Source organism: Streptomyces sp. NBC_01317, from assembly GCF_035961655.1.
Taxonomy (GTDB): domain Bacteria; phylum Actinomycetota; class Actinomycetes; order Streptomycetales; family Streptomycetaceae; genus Streptomyces.
Genome location: NZ_CP108393.1, coordinates 2,472,722 through 2,492,077, shown reverse-complemented (window position 1 = coordinate 2,492,077; position 19,356 = coordinate 2,472,722). Strand labels below are relative to the sequence as shown.

The 19,356-nt window shown below is 70.5% G+C and carries 15 protein-coding genes; 12 read left to right on the top strand and 3 right to left on the bottom strand.

What is annotated here, in order from left to right; genetic code table 11:
• Positions 1 to 103 precede the first annotated feature (103 nt).
• Entirely contained in the window at positions 104 to 1,249 is a 1,146-nt protein-coding gene (locus tag OG349_RS10340; protein WP_327234331.1) for a PucR family transcriptional regulator, read from the bottom strand.
• 151 nt (positions 1,250 to 1,400) lie between these two features.
• On the opposite strand from OG349_RS10340, the gene OG349_RS10335 reads away from it, so the two are divergent.
• Together OG349_RS10335 and pruA are read left to right on the top strand one after the other, a co-directional pair.
• Positions 1,401 to 2,327, top strand: a complete 927-nt coding sequence (locus tag OG349_RS10335; RefSeq protein ID WP_327234330.1) for a proline dehydrogenase family protein — start codon at positions 1,401 to 1,403, stop codon at positions 2,325 to 2,327.
• Between the two features lie 67 nt (positions 2,328 to 2,394).
• Complete coding sequence (gene pruA / locus OG349_RS10330; RefSeq protein WP_327234329.1) at positions 2,395 to 4,026, top strand: L-glutamate gamma-semialdehyde dehydrogenase; 1,632 nt, start codon at positions 2,395 to 2,397, stop codon at positions 4,024 to 4,026.
• 152 nt (positions 4,027 to 4,178) lie between these two features.
• On the opposite strand, the gene OG349_RS10325 is transcribed toward pruA, so the two are convergent.
• A complete protein-coding gene (locus OG349_RS10325) occupies positions 4,179 to 5,018 on the bottom strand; it encodes a DUF1206 domain-containing protein (RefSeq protein WP_327234328.1) in 840 nt (279 codons plus the stop codon).
• 390 nt (positions 5,019 to 5,408) lie between these two features.
• Between OG349_RS10325 and OG349_RS10320 the strand changes: the two genes are divergently transcribed.
• From OG349_RS10320 to cimA, 4 genes are all read left to right on the top strand, one after another.
• On the top strand, positions 5,409 to 5,537 hold the full coding sequence (locus tag OG349_RS10320) for a hypothetical protein (protein WP_272925745.1): 129 nt from the start codon (positions 5,409 to 5,411) through the stop codon (positions 5,535 to 5,537).
• Between the two features lie 119 nt (positions 5,538 to 5,656).
• The gene (locus OG349_RS10315) at positions 5,657 to 6,703 is read left to right on the top strand and encodes a 3-isopropylmalate dehydrogenase (RefSeq protein ID WP_327234327.1); all 1,047 of its coding nucleotides are present in this window, start codon (positions 5,657 to 5,659) and stop codon (positions 6,701 to 6,703) included.
• Between the two features lie 228 nt (positions 6,704 to 6,931).
• On the top strand, positions 6,932 to 8,023 hold the full coding sequence (locus tag OG349_RS10310) for a branched-chain amino acid aminotransferase (protein ID WP_327234326.1): 1,092 nt from the start codon (positions 6,932 to 6,934) through the stop codon (positions 8,021 to 8,023).
• Positions 8,024 to 8,406: 383 nt separating this feature from the next.
• Positions 8,407 to 10,023 (top strand): citramalate synthase, encoded by a 1,617-nt coding sequence (cimA, locus tag OG349_RS10305; RefSeq protein WP_327234325.1) that lies wholly within the window; start codon positions 8,407 to 8,409, stop codon positions 10,021 to 10,023.
• Between the two features lie 101 nt (positions 10,024 to 10,124).
• Here cimA and OG349_RS10300 read toward each other — a convergent pair whose 3' ends face one another.
• Complete coding sequence (locus OG349_RS10300) at positions 10,125 to 12,014, bottom strand: ricin-type beta-trefoil lectin domain protein (RefSeq protein WP_327234324.1); 1,890 nt, start codon at positions 12,012 to 12,014, stop codon at positions 10,125 to 10,127.
• Between the two features lie 284 nt (positions 12,015 to 12,298).
• Between OG349_RS10300 and OG349_RS10295 the strand changes: the two genes are divergently transcribed.
• The 6 genes from OG349_RS10295 to OG349_RS10270 all read left to right on the top strand — a co-directional run bounded on the left by OG349_RS10295 (position 12,299) and on the right by OG349_RS10270 (position 19,275).
• Positions 12,299 to 13,276, top strand: a complete 978-nt coding sequence (locus OG349_RS10295; RefSeq protein WP_327234323.1) for a LacI family DNA-binding transcriptional regulator — start codon at positions 12,299 to 12,301, stop codon at positions 13,274 to 13,276.
• Between the two features lie 110 nt (positions 13,277 to 13,386).
• A complete protein-coding gene (locus tag OG349_RS10290; RefSeq protein WP_327234322.1) occupies positions 13,387 to 15,060 on the top strand; it encodes an ABC transporter substrate-binding protein in 1,674 nt (557 codons plus the stop codon).
• Between the two features lie 14 nt (positions 15,061 to 15,074).
• Positions 15,075 to 16,208, top strand: a complete 1,134-nt coding sequence (locus OG349_RS10285; RefSeq protein ID WP_327234321.1) for an ABC transporter ATP-binding protein — start codon at positions 15,075 to 15,077, stop codon at positions 16,206 to 16,208.
• Positions 16,205 to 17,185 (top strand): ABC transporter permease, encoded by a 981-nt coding sequence (locus OG349_RS10280; RefSeq protein WP_327234320.1) that lies wholly within the window; start codon positions 16,205 to 16,207, stop codon positions 17,183 to 17,185. The genes OG349_RS10285 and OG349_RS10280 overlap by 4 nt, the downstream gene beginning before the upstream one ends.
• Positions 17,186 to 17,188: 3 nt before the next feature.
• Positions 17,189 to 18,253: an ABC transporter permease gene (locus OG349_RS10275; RefSeq protein WP_327234319.1), complete on the top strand. Its 1,065-nt coding sequence runs from the start codon at positions 17,189 to 17,191 to the stop codon at positions 18,251 to 18,253.
• Complete coding sequence (locus OG349_RS10270; protein WP_327234318.1) at positions 18,250 to 19,275, top strand: ABC transporter ATP-binding protein; 1,026 nt, start codon at positions 18,250 to 18,252, stop codon at positions 19,273 to 19,275. The genes OG349_RS10275 and OG349_RS10270 overlap by 4 nt, the downstream gene beginning before the upstream one ends.
• Positions 19,276 to 19,356 lie beyond the last annotated feature (81 nt).

Sequence of the window (19,356 nt, the reverse complement as noted above, 5' to 3'; positions counted from 1 at the left end):
GCGCACCGCATCGCGGAACCTACAGCCGCCTAGGGCGTGTCCGCGAAGTGGCGTCTGGCTTGCGGCGTCTGGCACGCGCGCTCGCGGCGTTGTCGGACACGCCCTAGAGCCGCGCCGCCTTCAAGCCCATGTGCAGCAGCAGGCGGTCCTCGCCCGAGGTCAGGTTCAGGCCCGTCAGGTGTTCGATGCGGGACAGGCGGTAGTAGAGCGTCTGGCGGTGGATGCCCAGGGTCGCCGCCGTGCGGCCCGCCTGGCCCGCGCAGTCGAGGTAGACCTCGGCCGTGCGGGCCAGTTCGGTGTGGGCGGGGGTCAGGAGGGGGCTCACCGCGGGGTCGGGGGCCGGCGGGAGGGTGGTGAGGAGGCGGTACGGGCCCATCGTCGGCCACTGGGCGACCGGGCCCAGGCGGGGCTGGGCCACCGCCGTGCGGGCCGCCGCGACCGCTTCGTGCCAGGCCGCGGGCAGGTCGGACGGGCCGCGCCGGGGGGCCGAGGCGCCCGCCGCCGTGTCCTGGCCGGCGCTCTCGCGCAGCCGGGCCACCGCCGCCAGCGCCGGGGTGAGGGCGTCCGGCGAGCGCAGCCGTACGAGCAGGGCCAGCGCCACCTCGCCGCCGTACGGGAGCCCGTCGTGGGGGAGGGTGCAGAGGGCTGCCGTGCCCGGCACCGCCCGTACCGAAGGCTCCTCGTCGCGCCACGGCGCCACGCACACCACCACGTGCGGCCCCTCCGCCCCCGGTCCGAGCGCCGTGCGCAGCGCGGTCACCGCCGTGTCGCGCTGCCAGCCGGGCCCGGCGGTCAGCACCGCCCGCAGTTCGCGCGCCAGGTCCGTGCCCGCCTTGACCTCCTCGGCGAGCAGGTCGCCGATCCGGGCGGTCACCTCCATGGCCGTCGCCAGCCGGGCGGCGCTCGGGCCAGGGTCGGAGTCGTCCAGCAGCCATACGTAACCGAGGACCATGCCCCGGTGGCGTACGGGAAGGCAGATCCGGCCCCGGAAGACCCCCGCGTCCGGGGCCGCCGGAATCCGGACGGGGCCGGTGGCCCGCGTGATGCCGAAGCCCTCGAACCAGGCGCGGACCGCCGGGGTCGACTTCCGCGTCACGATCGACCGGGTCCTGACGGGGTCCATCGCCGTGTCGTCCTCGGTGTCGTGCGCACCGAAGGCGATCAGCCCGAAATCCCGGTTCTCCAGCGTCGCGGGGACGCCGAGCAGCGCCGAGATCTCATCCACCAGGTCCTGGTAATCGCCCTTCATCCGGACATTCTCGCACCGCTCTCAGACAGATGTATGAGATCCCGCCCACGGATGCGTGACAGCTGTCGATGGCAGAGGATCGGACCGCTCCCTAGATTTTGAGCCGACGCCCGAACTCACCGGGCGGTCGAACTCACCGTGGAGGTGCCCCGTGCTGGGTCCCGTGATCCTGGCCGCCTCGCGCAGCGGCTCCCTGCGCCGCGCCGTGTCCGCCGCCCCGGTCACCAAGCCCGTGGTGGACCGTTTCATCGCCGGTGAGTCGATCGAGGAGACGGTCCCCGTCGTCCGGTCCATGGCGGCCGGCGGCCTGGAGGTCACCCTCGACGTCCTCGGCGAGGACATCACCGACCCGGCGGAGGCGCTGCGCGCCCGGGACGCGTACCTGCGGCTGGTCGAGGCCCTGGAGCCGCTGGAACTGGGCTCCGCCGCCGAGATGTCCGTGAAGCTGTCCTCCTTCGGCCAGGCCCTGCCCGGCGGCCACGACCTCGCGCTCAAGAACGTCACCGCCGTCGTCGAGGCCGCCGCCGCGATCGGCACCACGGTCACCCTCGACATGGAGGACCACACCACCGTCGACTCGACGCTCGCCATCCACGCCGAGGTCCGCCGCGCGTTCCCGCAGACCGGCGCCGTCGTCCAGTCGTACCTCTTCCGTACGGAGGACGACTGCCGCGCGCTGTCGGCCGCCGGCGCGCGCGTACGGCTCGTCAAGGGCGCCTACAAGGAGCCCGCTTCCGTCGCGTACCAGGACAAGGCCGACGTCGACAAGGCGTACATCCGGAGCCTGCGGATCCTGATGGAGGGCGGCGGCTACCCCATGGTCGGCTCGCACGACCCCCGGATCATCGCGATCGCCCAGGACCTCGCGCACCGCGCGGGCCGCAAGCCCGACGAGTACGAATTCCAGATGCTGTACGGCATCCGCGAGGCCGAGCAGCTGCGGCTGGCCGCCGAGGGGCACCGGATGCGTGTCTACATCGCGTACGGCACCGACTGGTACGGCTACTTCATGCGCCGCCTCGCCGAGCGCCCCGCCAACCTCGCGTTCTTCCTGCGCTCGGTCGTCAGCCGTGGCTGACCCCGCTCCGACCGCACCGCCGATGAGCCGATGAGCCGATGAAGTCGATGAAGGAGATCCGCCACCCATGGACGCTGTGACCCAGGTTCCGACGCCGGTCAACGAACCGGTGCACGGCTACGCCCCAGGCTCGCCCGAGCGCGCCCTGCTGGAGGCGAAGCTCAAGGAACTGGCCGAGAACCCCGTCGACCTGCCGATGACCATCGGCGGCGTGAAGCGGATGGGCGGCGGCGCGCGGGTCGACGTCGTCCAGCCCCACCGCCACGAGGCGGTGCTCGGTACGTTCGCCGGCGCCACGGAGCAGGACGCCCAGGACGCGGTCGACGCGGCCCTCGCCGCCGCCCCGGCCTGGCGCGCGATGGCCTTCGACGACCGCGCGGCGATCATCCTGCGCGCCGCCGAGCTGCTGGCGGGCCCCTGGCGCGAGACGCTGGCCGCCGCGACCATGCTCGGCCAGTCGAAGACCGCGCAGCAGGCGGAGATCGACTGTCCCTGCGAGCTGGTCGACTTCTGGCGCTTCAACGTCTCGTACGCCCGTGACCTGCTGGCCGAGCAGCCGCCTGCCAACTCGCCCGGCGTGTGGAACCGGCTCGACCACCGCCCGCTCGAAGGCTTCGTCTACGCGATCACGCCGTTCAACTTCTCCGCCATCGCGGGCAACCTGCCGACCGCGCCCGCGCTGATGGGCAACGTCGTCGTCTGGAAGCCGTCGCCCACCCAGACCCTGGCGGCCGTGCTGCTGATGGAGCTGCTGGAGGAGGCCGGGCTGCCCAAGGGCGTCATCAACCTGGTGACCGGGGACGGGATCGCCGTGTCCGAGGTGGCGCTGCGCCACCGCGACCTGGCCGGCATCCACTTCACCGGCTCGACGAAGACCTTCCAGCACCTGTGGAAGACGGTCGGCGAGAACATCGAGACGTACCGTTCGTACCCCCGGATCGTCGGCGAGACCGGCGGCAAGGACTTTGTCGTCGCCCACCCGAGCGCCGACCCCGCGATCCTCAAGACCGCGCTGACCAGGGGCTCGTTCGAGTACCAGGGCCAGAAGTGCTCCGCGTCCTCGCGCGCGTACATCCCCGCTTCGATCTGGGACGACGGCTTCAAGGAGCGGTTCGCGGCCGAGGTCGACTCGCTCACCATGGGCGACGTCACGGACCTCGGGCACTTCATGGGCGCCGTCATCGACGAGCGCGCCTTCGCGAAGAACAAGGCCGCGATCGACCGCGCCGCCGCCGACCCCACCTGCACGATCGTCGCGGGCGGGACGTACGACGACTCCGTCGGGTACTTCGTCCGCCCGACGGTCATCGTCTGCACGGACCCGGAGAACGAGGTCTTCACGACGGAGTACTTCGGCCCGATCCTCGCCGTGCACGTCTACGACGACGCGGACTACGAGAGCGTGCTGACGCAGCTGGAGTCGGTCTCGGCCTACGCGCTGACCGGCTCGGTCATCGCCAACGACCGCGCGGCGGCGGCCCGGACGATGGAGAAGCTGCGGTACGCGGCCGGCAACTTCTACATCAACGACAAGTCCACGGGTGCCGTCGTCGGCCAGCAGCCCTTCGGCGGCGGGCGCGCGTCCGGCACCAACGACAAGGCGGGCGCCCCGCAGAACCTGATGCGCTGGACGCTGACCCGCGCCATCAAGGAGACGCTGGTCCCGCCGACGGACTACCGCTACCCGCACATGGGCTGACGGCTCCGGCCCCTGTACGGGCCCCGATACCCCCGCCCCCGCACCGGCGCCCCCCTCCGGAGCGGGGGCGGTGTTGTGCCTCCGTACGGGAGAGGGGCGCCGGTGCGGAGGCGGTACGCGTACGTGACCTCGCACCCAGGGCCGAAGGGCCGTCAGACCCGGCGCCAGCGGGCCATCGCGAACGAGAAGACACCGAACAGCACCAGCCCCGTCGCGACGAGGGCCAGCAGCCACGGGCCGGCCGGGGTCTCGGTGAACGAACGCAGCGTGTCGTCGAAGCCCTTGGCCTTGTCCGGCTCGTACGTCACCGCCGCCTGGATCACGAACCCGCCGATCGCGGCGAACAGGATCCCGCGCCCCGCACCCCCGCCGACGCCCGTCACGTCGACCAGCTGCCGGGTCCTGCGGGACATCTCACCGAGCTTCAGGTGCTTGTGGTACGAGCGCATCACCGCGCGCGTCCCGACCCACAGGCCGGCGACGACTATGCCCGCGCCGGCGATCCCCACGATCCACTGGCCGCCGGGCCAGTTCAGCGCCCTCGCGGTGATGTCCTGCGACTGCTGGTCGCCGGACCCGCTGCCGCTGCTCTTCTCCCCGGCGGCGAACGCCAGGACCGAGTAGGCGACAAAACCGTAGAAGACGAAGCGGCCCGCCGACATCAGCCGCTTGCCCGGCTTCCGGCCGTCGGGGCCCGCCGCGCCCACGATCGCCTCCGAGAGCCGCCACAGCGCCATCCCGACGAGTCCGATCCCGAGGACCCAGAGCAGGACCGACCCCATCGGCTGCTTCGCCAGCTCGGCGAGCGCGCCCCCGCGGTCGGCCTGCTCCCCGCCCCCGCCGAAGGCGATCCGCAGCGCCAGGACCCCGATGAGCAGGTAGATCACGCCCCGCGCGGCGAAGCCCCAGCGGGCCGCGCCGTCCATCACCGAGCTGTTCGCCGCCTGTCGCGCCTTGCCCTGGCCACTGCGTGAAACCGTCTGTGCGTCCATGGTGAACCTCCGCTGTCCGGGTGCCCCCGCCCGCCCGGGGGAAACGGCTCTCCAGGGGCGTCTCCCCGGCGCTCACACCCGGGGGCCGTTCCGGCACTCACCCGGCAGTCACCCCGGCACTCACCCGGCACCGCTCCGGCGGTTTCCATGATCACCGTCTCAGATAGTAGGAAGTCCGAGTAATTGGGGAGACAGGGCGGCCCCGCTCGCCTAGCTTGGAATGAGCCGAACGTCTCGCTTCATCGAGCGAACGCGGTAGACGGCACGCGCCCCCACGCAGGCAACCCCTGCCGCGTATGCCGCACCGCCCCTTCCGGCGCCTCGCAGACGCATCATGCGGCCCCCGTGCCGCATGTCTCCGCTCTCCGCTGCCTCAAGGAGTCGATCAACATGGCCGAGACCACTGTCCGCCGCGTCCGTCACACTCCCCGTACGAGCGAGTCCGAGCGCAAGAACGCCGCCGCGGCGCTCCAGCGCGCCCTCGACCGCAGGGACAACGGCGGCTCGACGGGCCACTGAGCCCCTGTCAGGACCCGCGTCAGGACCCCTGTCAGGACGCGGTACCCATGGAGATTGGCATCCGTGTCCACGGAATGGACACGGATGTCAATCCATGGGACGCGGAGTAGGGTGCCGCTATGTCTCGCAGCATCAATCTCGCAGTGATCCCCGGTGACGGCATCGGTCAGGAGGTCGTCGCCCAGGGCCTCAAGGTCCTGCGTGCCGTCCTCCCGCAGGATGTGAAGCTGGAGACCAAGGAGTACGACCTCGGCGCGGGCCGCTGGCACCGGACCGGGGAGACCCTCCCGGACGCGGACCTCGAAGCCCTCAAGGGCCACGACGCCCTCCTGCTCGGCGCGATCGGCGACCCGACCGTGCCGTCCGGCGTCCTGGAGCGCGGGCTCCTCCTCAAGCTGCGCTTCGCCTTCGACCACTACGTGAACCTGCGTCCGTCGAAGCTGTTCCCGAACACCGCGACCCCGCTGGCCGGCCGCCCCGCCATCGACTTCGTCGTCGTCCGCGAGGGCACCGAAGGCCCGTACACGGGCAACGGCGGCTCGCTGCGCACCGGCACACCCGCCGAGGTGGCCACCGAAGTGAGCCTCAACACGGCGTACGGCGTGGAGCGGGTCGTCAGGGACGCGTACGCGCGCGCCGCCGCCCGCCCCCGCAAGAAGCTGACGCTGGTCCACAAGAACAACGTCCTCGTCTACGCCGGCCACCTGTGGAAGAACATCTTCGACCGGGTGGGCCAGGAGTTCCCCGAGGTCACCACCGACTATCTGCACGTCGACGCCGCGACGATCTTCTTCGTCACCCAGCCCGAGCGCTTCGACGTGATCGTGACCGACAACCTCTTCGGTGACATCCTCACCGACCTGGCCGCCGCCATCAGCGGGGGCATCGGACTGGCCGCGTCCGCGAACATCAATCCGGACCGTACGTTCCCCTCGATGTTCGAGCCGGTGCACGGCTCAGCGCCCGACATTGCGGGCCAGGGGAAGGCCGACCCCACCGCCACCGTCCTCTCCGTCGCCCTCCTGCTGCGCCACCTCGGCCTCGACGCCGAGGCCGTCCGGATCGAGGAGGCCGTCGCGGCCGACCTCGCCGGGCGTGACGGTTCCGCGGCCGCGCGGACGACCGACGAGATCGGTGACGCGCTCGCCGTACGCGTAGCGAGCTGACCCGCCGCGACTTCCGACAGCCGCCGGGTCCTGTGACCCGGCGGCTGTGCTTTTGCGGCCTCCGGGTGACACCATCATCCCAGGACCGCATTCACTCGTTCCGGTTACACCCACGCCCCGCTCTCCACGGCGGGGCGGTCGCCCGCCCGCATACTCGGACGTCCTAGTAGGGCTGTAGCGGCGTGAACGCGGTCCGTCACACACAACCGGTGAAGGACGAGAGTATTCATGACCACGCCCACGACCACCCTGGAGCTCAAGCCCTCCGCGCACCCGCTGTCCGACGCCGAGCGGGAGCGGATCCTCGCCAACCCCGGGTTCGGCCGCTACTTCACCGACAACATGGTGACGGTGAAGTGGACCGAGGGCCGCGGCTGGCACGATGCCGAGCTGGTGCCGTACGCCCCGCTGTCGATCGACCCGGCGAACATGACCCTGCACTACGCGCAGACGATCTTCGAGGGACTCAAGGCGTACCGGCAGGTGGACGGCTCCGTCGCCACCTTCCGCCCGGAGGAGAACGCGCGCCGCTTCCAGCGCTCCGCGCGCCGGATGGCGATGCCCGAGCTGCCCGTGGAGACGTTCGTCGCCGCGGTGGACGCGCTCATCCACCAGGACCGCGCGTGGGTGCCCGGCGTCGGTGAGGAATCCCTCTACATCCGGCCGTTCATGTTCGCGACGGAGGTCGGTGTCGGCGTGCGGCCGGCCAACGAGTTCCTCTTCATGGTCATCGCGTCCCCGGCCGGGGCGTACTTCGCCGGCGGGGTGAAGCCGGTCTCCGTCTGGCTGTCCGAGGAATACGTGCGCGCGGCCCCCGGAGGCACGGGCGAGGCGAAGGCCGGCGGCAACTACGCCGCATCCCTCATCGCCCAGGCCGAGGCCACGAAGCACGGCTGCGACCAGGTGGTCTGGCTGGACGCGACGGAGCGGCGCTGGATCGAGGAGATGGGCACCAACAACCTCTTCTTCGTGTACGGCGACAAGCTCATGACGCCCGAGCTGACCGGCACCCTCCTCGCCGGCGTCACCCGCGACTCGGTCCTGAAGATCGCCGCCGACCTCGGGTACGAGGTGACGGAGGGCCGCCTGACCGTCGACGACTGGCGCACCGGCAACGCCGACGGCTCGCTCACCGAGGTGTTCGCGTGCGGCACCGCCGCCGTTATCACCCCCGTCGGTACGGTCCACTCCGCGCGCGGCGGCTGGACGGTGGCGGACGGCCGCCCCGGCGAGGTCACGATGAAGATGCGCAAGGCCCTGCTGGAGATCCAGTCGGGCGCCGCGCCGGACGCCCACGGCTGGCGGCACGAGGTCGCCTGACCTGTTGGTCTCACCTGGTTGGCCTGACCTGGTCGTCCGTACGAGGACCCGCATCCCGCACCCCCGGGATGCGGGCCCCGCCGCGCCGGAGGGCCGGAAGATGATCGACCGCATCGTGAGACAGGGCACCGTAAAGTGACGAGACGTGCGAAAATCGGCTCGTGCTCTCGTTCGTCATGATTATTGGCAGCAAGCGCGCCGGTCCGCAGTGACCGCCCCGTAGACCAGTACGGAGCGGACATCGAGCCTCGGACCCGCGCGCAGACCTCTCGCATCCGCGAGGGGTTTTTTCGTTTTCCGGCCCCACCCCGGCCGGAGGCGGACCGCGCGGGGAGACGGGGGCAGGTGGAGCCAGACCATCCACTCAACAGGAGCAGGACACCATGACCACAGAGTCCACGGGGCCCACGGGGAACGACGACAGTTTTCATGTCTTCGACACGACGCTGCGGGACGGCGCCCAGCGCGAAGGCATCAACCTGACGGTCGCCGACAAGCTGGCCATCGCACGCTACCTGGACGAATTCGGCGTGGGCTTCATCGAGGGCGGCTGGCCGGGGGCCAACCCGCGCGACACCGAGTTCTTCGCCCGGGCCCGGCAGGAGATCGACTTCCGGCACGCCCAGCTCGTCGCCTTCGGCTCCACCCGCCGCCCCGGCGCCAAGGCCTCCGAGGACCCGCAGGTCAGGGCGCTCGTGGAGTCCGGCGCCCCGGTGGTCACCCTGGTCGCCAAGTCGCACGACCGCCATGTCGAACTGGCGCTGCGCACCACCCTCGACGAGAACCTCGCGATGATCCGCGACACCGTGTCGTACCTGCGCGGGCAGGACCGCCGCGTCTTCGTCGACTGCGAGCACTTCTTCGACGGCTACCGCGCCAACCCCGAGTACGCCAAGTCCGTCGTACGGGCCGCCGCCGAGGCCGGCGCCGATGTCGTGGTCCTCTGCGACACGAACGGCGGCATGCTGCCCGCCCAGATCCAGGCCGTCGTCGCCACCGTCCTCGCCGACACCGGCGCCCGGCTCGGCATCCACGCCCAGGACGACACGGGCTGCGCCGTCGCCAACACCCTCGCCGCCGTCGACGCGGGCGCCACCCACGTCCAGTGCACGGCCAACGGCTACGGCGAGCGCGTCGGCAACGCCAACCTCTTCCCGGTCGTCGCCGCGCTGGAGCTCAAGTACGACCAGCGGGTCCTGCCCCCCGGCGCGCTCGCCGAGATGACCCGGATCTCGCACGCGATCGCCGAGGTCGTCAACCTCGTCCCCTCCACCCACCAGCCGTACGTGGGGGTCTCGGCCTTCGCCCACAAGGCCGGCCTGCACGCCTCCGCGATCAAGGTCGACCCCGACCTGTACCAGCACATCGCCCCCGAGCTGGTCGGCAACACCATGCGGATGCTGGTCTCCGACATGGCGGGCCGCGCCTCCATCGAACTCAAGGGCAAGGAGCTGGGCGTCGACCTCGGCGGCGACCGCGACCTGGTCGCGCGGGTGGTCGGCCGGGTCAAGGAGCGCGAGCTCCAGGGGTACACGTACGAGGCCGCCGACGCCTCCTTCGAGCTGCTGCTGCGCGAGGAGGCCGAGGGGAAGCCGCGCGTCTACTTCCGTACGGAGTCCTGGCGGGCGATCGTCGAGGACCGCCCCGACGGCACCCACGCCAACGAGGCCACGGTGAAGATCTGGGCGAAGGGCGAGCGGATCGTCGCCACCGCCGAGGGGAACGGCCCGGTCAACGCGCTGGACCGGGCGATGCGGGTCGGCCTGGAGCGGATCTACCCGCAGCTCGCCAAGTTCCAGCTGGTGGACTACAAGGTCCGCATCCTGGAGGGCAAGCACGGCACCGACTCCACCACGCGGGTGCTGGTCACCACGTCGGACGGCACGGCCGAGTGGGCCACGCTCGGGGTCGCGGAGAACGTCATCGCGGCGTCCTGGCAGGCGCTGGAGGACGCGTACACGTACGGTCTGCTGCGGGCCGGGGCCGAGCCGGCCGAGTGAGACCCGGCGCGGTGACCGGACACGACGCCGGACGGGCTGCTTCCAGCCCGTCCGGCGTTTCCGTGCGCGTGCGGTAAAGCCTCAGCGGTGATCCGGTCCGGCTACTGGAGGCGCCACTTCTGGTTGGACGCCCCGGTGCAGGTCCAGATCTGCGCGCGGGCCCCGTTCGCCGACGAGTTCCCCGTCACGTCCAGGCACTTGTTCGCCCCGAGGTTGACGATGTCGCCCGATCCGGAGTTGTACGTGAACTGCTGGGCCGCGGAGCCGTTGCAGTCGTACAACTGCACCTTCGCGCCGTCCGCCGTGGAGGCCGCCGTCACGTCCAGGCACTTGCCGAGCGTCCTGATGGTGTTGTCCGTGCCGACGGTCCAGTTCTGGGCCGTCGAGCCGTTGCAGTCGTAGAGCTGCACGGCGGTGCCGTTGGCGCTCGAACCGGCCGCCGCGTCCAGGCACTTGTCGGCGAGGCCCCGGAAGGTGCCCGTCGCACCGGTGCCGCCCCCGCCGCCCGCCTGGGTGCCCGACCAGGTGAACGTGGCCGAGGTCTTGCCGGGGAGCGAGTAACTGAAGTTCTGGCCGCCCCAGTTGACGCGCAGGGTCTGCGCCGCGGTGCCGTCGTTGTACGCGATCAGCGCCTTCGAGCCGTCCGTGTTGCGCCAGGCCACGTTCGGGACGGTGCCGCTCGCGGTGGAGGAGATCCGCGAGGCGCCCGGCTTCACGAACTTCGTCAGGTGGCCCATCGTGTAGTACTCGATGTTGTAGTCGACCTGGCCGTGCCGGCTGTCGCCGTTGTGGACCGTGATCAGACCGTCGCAGGTGCCGCAACCGCCGTTGTGGGGACCGCGGTTCTGGTCCACCGCGAGGGACCACTTGGTCACCGACTTCGCCCAGTTACGGGTGTAGTCGATGATGTTGTTCATGTCCTCGCGCTGCTGGTTGGCGATCCACTCGCCACCGGAGTGCTCCGTCTGGAACGCGTCCATCGTCGGGTACTGGTTGTGCACGGTGGTCTGCTTGGCGATGTCGCCGCCGTAGCCGTGCCAGGCGACCCCGCCGAAGTTCGGGTGGTTGCGGACCGCCGGGTCGTTCACGGTCTCCGCGGCGTACGCGTCGTACGTGTCCCAGTTCCAGTCGTGCGCCAGCACCTTGGTGGGCAGGCCGGCGGCCTGGAGCTTGGGCAGCAGGTTGCTCTTGGTGAAGAACGCCAGGCCGGAGCCGTTCCAGCTCATCGACGGGTAACTGGAGCAGCACGTCGGCTCGTTCTGCGCCGTGACGTAGTCGATCGGGATGCCCTGGTCGCGGTACGCCTGGAGGTACTTGACGAAGTAGTCGGCGTACGTGCCGTAGTTCTCCGCCTTCAGCCAGCCGCCGTTGAGCTGCCCGTTGTCCTTCATCCAGGCGGGGGCGGTCCAGGGCGACGCCACGTTGGTCATGGCCGGATTCAGCTGCTTCGCCTGCTTGGTCAGCGGCAGCACGGCCCGGAGGTCGTGGGCGATCGAGAACTTCGACAGCGTGGGGTCCGTCTGACCCGCCGGCACGTCGTCGTACGTGTAGCCGAAGCGGGCGAGGTCGGAGCCGCCCATCGGGTTCCGGTTGAAGGAGAGCCCGATGCCGTCGGTGGGGGAGAAGAGCTTCCTCATCGTGGCGTCGAGGGTCGCCTGCGAGAGCGCGCCGCTCTCCTTCATCAGGTACGCGGCGGTGTCGGTGAAGGACGCGCCGCCGCCCGTGAACGTCTGGTAGCGGGTGTTCTCGTCGACGGTCACGTTCGTGCCGCTGCCGCCGTTGCCCGCCTGGAAGTTGACGGGGGTCTGCTGCTGGAGACCCCGGGTGACGACCCGGCCGCGCGCGTCGCTCGTGGTCGTCAGATAGATGTTGACCTGCTCGCCGGCGGCCTGGGCCGGCCCGGCGGACAGGCCGGTGAGCCCGGCCGTGGCCAGGGCGCCCGCGAGGAGGACCCTCGTCAGACGCCGTCCTTGAGCACTCGATCTCGCCATGTGACTGCTGCCCTTCTTGGCACAGAGGTGGGGGGTTACGCGATGGTGCCTGCGGCGTGAGTGAACTGCTGTTGCGAACTCCCGTCAAGGGGCGGCGCATTCACAACCTGAACGCATAACTCCCTTGGCCCGCTACTGGCCTGCTATGCACCAAAGGTGCGGACCAATCTCGACGTGAAGTATTGACGGCAGTGTTGCCTCCCGGTTAACTCACCGCCCAACGCCCGGTACCGGTTCCGGAAGCGGTTGCGGTACCGGTTCCACACCTCGACGCGGAGGCCCCGATGCGTGTCACGATCGCCGACGTCGCCCGCCAGGCGGGCGTCAGCAAGACGACCGTGTCCCGCGTCATCAACACCAAGGGCGAGGTCGACGGCGGTACGGCGGCCCGCGTCCGCGCGGTCATCGCGCAGCTCGGGTACGTACCCAGCTCGGGCGCCGTCGGACTGGCGCGCGGGAGCAGCCGTACGGTCGGCATGCTGGTGCCCTCGCTGACCTGGCCGTGGATGGGCGAGGTGCTCCAAGGGGTGGTCGACACCGTGGAGGCGGCGGGGTACGGGCTGCTGCTGTTCACCTGCAACCGGGGTGCTGAATCGGTTCAGCGGTTCACCACCCAGGTCTCGGCCCGCGCCTTCGACGGACTGCTCGTCGTCGAACCGGAGAACACCCTCGACACCATCATCGGCCTGCACCGCCAGGGCCTGCCCGTCGTCCTGATCGACGACCGCGGCAGTCACCCCGAGGACTTCCCCTCCGTCGTGACCACCAATTTCGAGGGAGGCGCGTCGGCGGCCCGCCATCTGCTGGCCGACGGACGCAAAAAGCCGCTGGTCATCACAGGCCCGGCCCACTTCGGGTGTGTACGGGACCGGCTCGCCGGCTTCCGGCACGTCCTGCCCACCGACCGGGTCGTGGTCGGCGACTTCACCGAGCTGTCCGGACGGCTCGCGGTCGAGAAACTCCTCAACGGGCGGGTCGCGTTCGACGCGGTGTTCGCGCACAACGACATCAGCGCGGCCGGCGCCCTGCGGGCCCTGCGGGCCGCCGGGCGGACCGTCCCCGACGACATCGCCGTGGTCGGCTTCGACAACATCCCGATGGCCCGGCACACCGAGCCTCCGCTGACAACCGTCCGCCAGCCCGCCCGGCAGATGGGCGAGACGGCGGCGCGGATGCTCCTGGAACACCTCGGAGGGGCGGCCGCCCCCGACGAACCGGTCGTCCTGCCCACCGAACTCGTCGTCCGGCAGTCGGCGCCGTAACGACAGCGCACCGCACGCACGCAACGCCCTGTACCCCACGCACCGCCTTGCACCGCACGCACCGCAGCGCAGTTGTCCGCCCGAACCCGTAGTCCTTCCTGGAGACCCCCATGTCCGCACACCGCACGCTCCGGGCGCTGGCCGCCGCCACCGTCGTGGCCGCGCTCGCCGCCGGATGTTCCTCGGCCAACTCGGATGCCAACCGGAAGGCCGGCGGCGCGTCGGGTGTGCTCACCGTCAGCATGCCGAACGGTCCCCAGACCAACAACAGCAACCCGTTCCTGGGCACGTCGGCGGGCGCCTCGCTCGGCTACCGCTACATGATCTACGAGCCGCTGGCGATGACGAACCTCATCCGCCCCAGCGAGAAGGCGAAGCCCTGGCTGGCGACCGGCTGGGAGTGGGAGTCCAACTTCACGAAGGTCACCTTCACCATCGATCCCAAGGCCAAGTGGTCCGACGGCAAGCCGCTGACCGCCGAGGACGCCGCCTTCACCTTCGAACTGCTGAAGAAGTACCCGGCGCTCAACGGCAACGGCCTCCAGTTCGACGGCATCGAGGCGCAGGGCGACCAGCTCGTCCTGACCTTCAAGGAGAGCCAGTTCGTCAACCAGAACAAGATCCTCCAGACGTACGTCGTCCCGAAGCACATCTGGGAGACCGTCAAGGACCCGGCGACCTGGCCCAACCGGACGCCCGTCGGCTCGGGCCCGTACAAGCTCAAGACGTTCACCCCGCAGACCACCACCCTCACCGCCCTGCCCTCCTACTGGAAGGGCACGACCCAGGTGAAGGAGCTGCGGTACACGTCGTACAACGACAACAGCGCGCAGACCACGGCCCTGGCGAGCGGCCAGACCCAGTGGTCCTTCGTCTTCATGCCGAACTACAAGCAGCTGTACGTCGCCAAGGACCCCAAGAACAACAAGCTCTGGTTCCCCTCCGGGCTCGGCATCCACGGCCTGTGGTTCAACACCACCCGGGGCCCGCTCGCCGACAAGGCGCTGCGCAAGGCCATGGCGATGGTGGTCGACCGCCGCGCCATCCACGTCCAGGCCCAGGCCACGCTGTACCCGGAGATCACCAACCCGACCGGCATCCCGCTGCCCGCCGGTGACTCCTTCCTCGCACCCGAGTACAAGAACGCCACCGTCAAGCCCGATGTCGCCGGGGCGAAGAAGCTCCTGGCCGAGGCGGGATACAAGCTCGACGGCGGGGTGCTCAAGGACCCCAAGGGCAAGCCGGTCTCCCTGACCTTCACGGACCCGGCCGGCTGGAACGACTACATCACCGGTCTCGCGATCATCAAGGACAACATCAAGCAGCTCGGCATCGAGGCGAAGGTCAAGACCCAGACCGCCGAGTCCTGGACGTCGGACGTCACCAACGGCAAGTTCGACGCCACGCTGCACTGGACCAACAGCGGCCCGACGCCCTACGACATGTACCAGAACATCATGGACGGGGAGCTGCTCCAGCCCGTCGGCAAGGCCTCCCAGCTCGGCAACTTCGGCCGCTTCGACAGCCCCGAGGCGACGAAGGCGCTGCGGGAGTACGCCAACGCCACCGAGGACGCGGCCCGTACGGCGGCCATGAACACCCTCCAGAAGATCATGGTCGAGGAGGTGCCGATGATCCCGACGGCGGCCGGCCCGATCGGCGCGGAGTACTCCACCAAGTACTGGGTCGGCTGGCCCACCGAGGAGAACCCGTACGGCCCCCCGCAGCCCACCCAGCCCAACTCGCTGGACATCGTGCTGCACCTCAAGCCCGCGGCGAAGTGACGGCGGGACCGGCCATGACCCCCACCCCCCGGAACACGACCGCCCAGGACGGCCCCACCGCCACGGGCCAGGACGGACCCGACGGATCCAACGGCCACGGCGGGCACGGCGGCCACGATCAGGCCGTCGTGCTCGAAGCCCGCGGCGTCACCAAGCACTTCCCCGTCCGCCGCACCGGTGGCGACCTGCTCGCCGGCCGGCACCGCAGCGTCCACGCCGTGGACGACGTGTCGCTGCTGCTGCGGCGCGGCACGGTCACCGCGCTGGTGGGGGAGTCGGGCTCGGGCAAGTCCACCGTCGCCCGGCTGCTCGCCCAGCTGTACCCCCTCACCGAGGGGGAGATACGGCTCGGCGGCAAGCCCGTCAAGGCGGGGCGCGGCCGGTCCTTCCGCGCGTACGTCAAACAGGTCCAGCTGATCTTCCAGGACCCGTTCGCCTCCCTCAACCCGGTGCACACCGTGCGCTACCACCTCACCCGCTCGCTGCGGATCCACGGCAAGCGGGGCACGGAGGAGGAGTCGTCGGCGCTGCTGGAGCGCGTCCAACTCAGCCCGCCCGGGCAGTTCCTGGACAAGTTCCCGCACGAACTCTCCGGCGGGCAGCGCCAGCGCGTGGCCATCGCCCGCGCGCTCGGCGCCGACCCGCAGGTGCTGCTGGCCGACGAGCCCGTCTCGATGCTCGACGTCTCCATCCGGCTCGGCGTGCTCAACCTGCTGCGCGACCTCAAGGAGCGGCTGCGGCTCGCGATCCTCTACATCACCCACGACATCGCCTCCGCCCGGTACTTCGCCGACACGACGCTGGTGATGTACGCGGGCCGGATCGTCGAGGGCGGGGACAGCGAGACCGTCACGCAGCGCCCCGCGCACCCGTACACCCAACTGCTGATCGCCTCGGCGCCGGACCCCGACCGGATCGTGGCGGAGGAGCGGCAGGAGGAGACCGGCACCGGCGAACCCCCGTCGCTGATCGCACCCCCCGCCGGCTGCCGCTTCCACCCCCGCTGCCCGCGGGCCATGGAGCGCTGCCGTACGGAACTGCCGCCGCGCTTCGAACTGGCCGGTGGCCAGTGGGCGGCCTGCTGGCTGTACGAGGACGGCCCGGACGCGGAGAACGGCCCCGCCGCGCCGGAGGTGACCGCCCCGTGAAGTACGTCCTCCAGCGGCTCACCTTCTACGCCGTCACCGCCTGGGCCGCGATCACGATCAACTTCCTGATCCCGCGGCTGATGCCCGGCGACCCGGTCCAGGCCCTGATCGCCCGCTTCCAGGGCCAGCTCGACACCAGCGCCGTCAACTCCCTCAAGGCCCTCTTCGGCCTGGACAAGGAGCGCTCGCTCTGGCAGCAGTACACCGACTACTGGTCGCAGCTCCTCCAGGGCGATCTGGGGCTGTCGTTCACCTTCTTCCCCACCCCGGTCAGCGAGGTCATCTCCCAGTCGCTGCCCTGGACCCTGGCCCTGGTCGGCACCACCACCCTGATCAGCTTCCTGCTCGGCACCGGCATCGGCGTCTACAGCGGCTGGCGGCGCGGTTCCTGGCTGGACGGGCTGCTGCCCGTCACCACCTTCATCTCGTCCATCCCGTACTTCTGGCTCGGCCTGATCGCCATCGCGCTGTTCGCCGTGAAATGGCCGCTGTTCCCGGCCTCGGGCGGCTACGACGGCTCGCTGGTGCCCGCCTTCGACGTGCCGTTCCTCTCCAGCGCCCTCTACCACTCCGTCCTGCCGGGCGTCACGATCGTGCTCAGCGCCGTGGCGGGCTGGATCCTCGGGATGCGGAACATGATGGTGACCGTGTCCTCCGAGGACTACGTGATGGTCGCCCAGGCCAAGGGCCTGTCGGAGCGGCGCGTGATGTTCTCGTACGCCGCCCGGAACGCGATCCTCCCCAACATCTCCGGCTTCGCCCTCTCCCTCGGCTTCATCGTCGGCGGCACGCTGCTGGTGGAGATGGTCTTCTCCTATCCGGGCATCGGCTATCAGCTCTTCCAGGCCGTCGGGGCCAAGGACTATCCGCTGATGCAGGGCGTCTTCCTGATCATCACGCTCTCGGTGCTGGCGGCGAACCTGCTGGCCGACATGGTCTACCTGCTGCTCGATCCGCGTACCCGGAAGGAGGCCTGAGCCATGGCCGTCACCGCTGCCGAAGCCGCCGTCCTCGACACGGCGTTGACCCCGGCCCCCGCCCGGCGCACCCGGCTGCGCTTCCTGCGCGGCGGCAAGACCGTCACCGGCCTGGCGATCCTCGGGTTCTTCGTCCTGCTGGCGGTCATCGGCCCGTGGATCGCGCCGTACGACCCGGACCGGATGAGCGACGAGATCCTGCGGCCGCCCTCCGGGGCGCACTGGTTCGGCACCACCCAGACCGGCCAGGACGTGCTCTCGCAGATCCTCGTCGGCACCCGCGGGGTGCTGATCGTCGGATTCGTGGCGGGATTCTTCGCGACCGTCCTCGCCGTGCTGATCGGGGTCAGCTCCGGTTTCCTCGGCGGGGTCGCGGACGAGCTGCTCTCGGCGCTCTCCAACATCTTCCTGGTCATCCCCGCGCTGCCGCTGATCATCATCATCGCCAGCTTCGTCTCGGACGCGGGTGACCTGCTGATCGCCGTGGTGATCGCCTTCACGTCCTGGGCGTGGGGCGCCCGGGTCCTGCGCGCCCAGACGCTCTCCCTGCGCCGCCGCGACTACGTGGAGGCGGCGCGGGCGACCGGGGAGCCCACCTGGCGGATCATCTGCTTCGAGATCATGCCCAACCTCACCGCCGTGATCGCGTCCGGCTTCGTCGGGACGGTCATCTTCGCCGTCCTGCTGGAGATCACGCTCGCCTTCACGGGGGTCGCCGACATCTCCAACTGGAACTGGGGGACGGTCCTGTTCTGGGCCCAGTCCAACCAGGCGCTGGCGCAGGGCGCGTGGTGGTGGTTCGTCCCGGCGGGGCTCTGCATCGCCCTGCTCGGCGCGGCCCTCTCGCTGATCAACTTCGGGATCGACGAGTTCATCAACCCCCGGCTGCGTACGGAGACGGGCGCGTCCCGGAAGGTGCGGATGCGGGTCGGCTTCACGCCGGTGGCCCGCAGGACCGGCGCCCCCGCGGAAGCCGCCCGTACGGCCGACCCCGGTACGACGGGCTCCCGTACGACCGGTTCCGCCGCGCCCGACGCCCGTACGCCCGACAAGGAGCCGCGCGCATGACCGGCCGTCCCGTCCTGACCATCCGCGGCCTCGATGTCGACTACGGCACCGGCACCCACGCCGTGCACGCCCTGCGCTCCGTCGACCTCACCCTGCACCGGGGCGAGGTGCTCGGTCTCGCCGGCGAGTCCGGCTCCGGCAAGTCGACCCTCGCGTACGCGGTGACCCGGCTGCTCTCCCCGCCCGGGGTGATCACCGGGGGAGACGTCCACTACCACCCATGGGACCAGGAGCCGGTCGACCTTCTCGCGCTAGGCGCACGGGAGTTGCGGGCCTTCCGCTGGCAGGAGCTGTCGATCGTCTTCCAGGGCGCGATGAACTCCCTCAACCCCGTGCACACCGTCCACAGCCAGCTCACCGATGTCCTCCAGGCCCACCGCCCGCAGATGCGCGCGGCCGAACGCACCGCCCGCGCCGAGGAGTTGCTCACGCTCGTCGGCATCTCCAAGGACCGGCTCTCCGCCTATCCGCACCAGCTCTCCGGCGGCATGCGGCAGCGCGTGATGATCGCGATGGCCCTCGCCCTGGAGCCCGAGATCGTCATCATGGACGAACCGACCACCGCCCTCGACGTGGTGATGCAGCGTCAGATCCTGCGCAAGCTCGTCAGCCTCCGCGAGGAGCTGGGCTTCTCGGTCGTCTTCATCACCCACGACATCTCGCTGCTGATCGAGTTCTCCGACCGGATCGCGATCATGTACGGGGGACGGATCGTCGAGGAGGCCGCCTCCGCCGACATCTATCGCGACCCCCGACACCCTTACAGCGACGGCCTGTTGCACTCCTTCCCCGCCCTGCACGGCCCCCGCCGCGAGCTGACCGGGATTCCCGGCTCGCCCCCGCACCTCACCGCGATGCCCGCCGGCTGCGCCTTCCACCCCCGCTGCGGCAAGGCGTTCGCGCCCTGCCCGTCCCACGTCCCGGTCCTCGCGGGGCCGCCGGGTGAACCCGACCGCACGGTGGCCTGCTGGCTGCACCACACCCCGCCCGCCCCCGACCCCGCCCCCACCGACCCCGGCTGAGCACCCCGTACCGCCGGACCGGCCCCGACCGCCTCCGCCCACCCGCCCGCGCACTCGTGTGCTTTCCCCTGACCCAGGAGA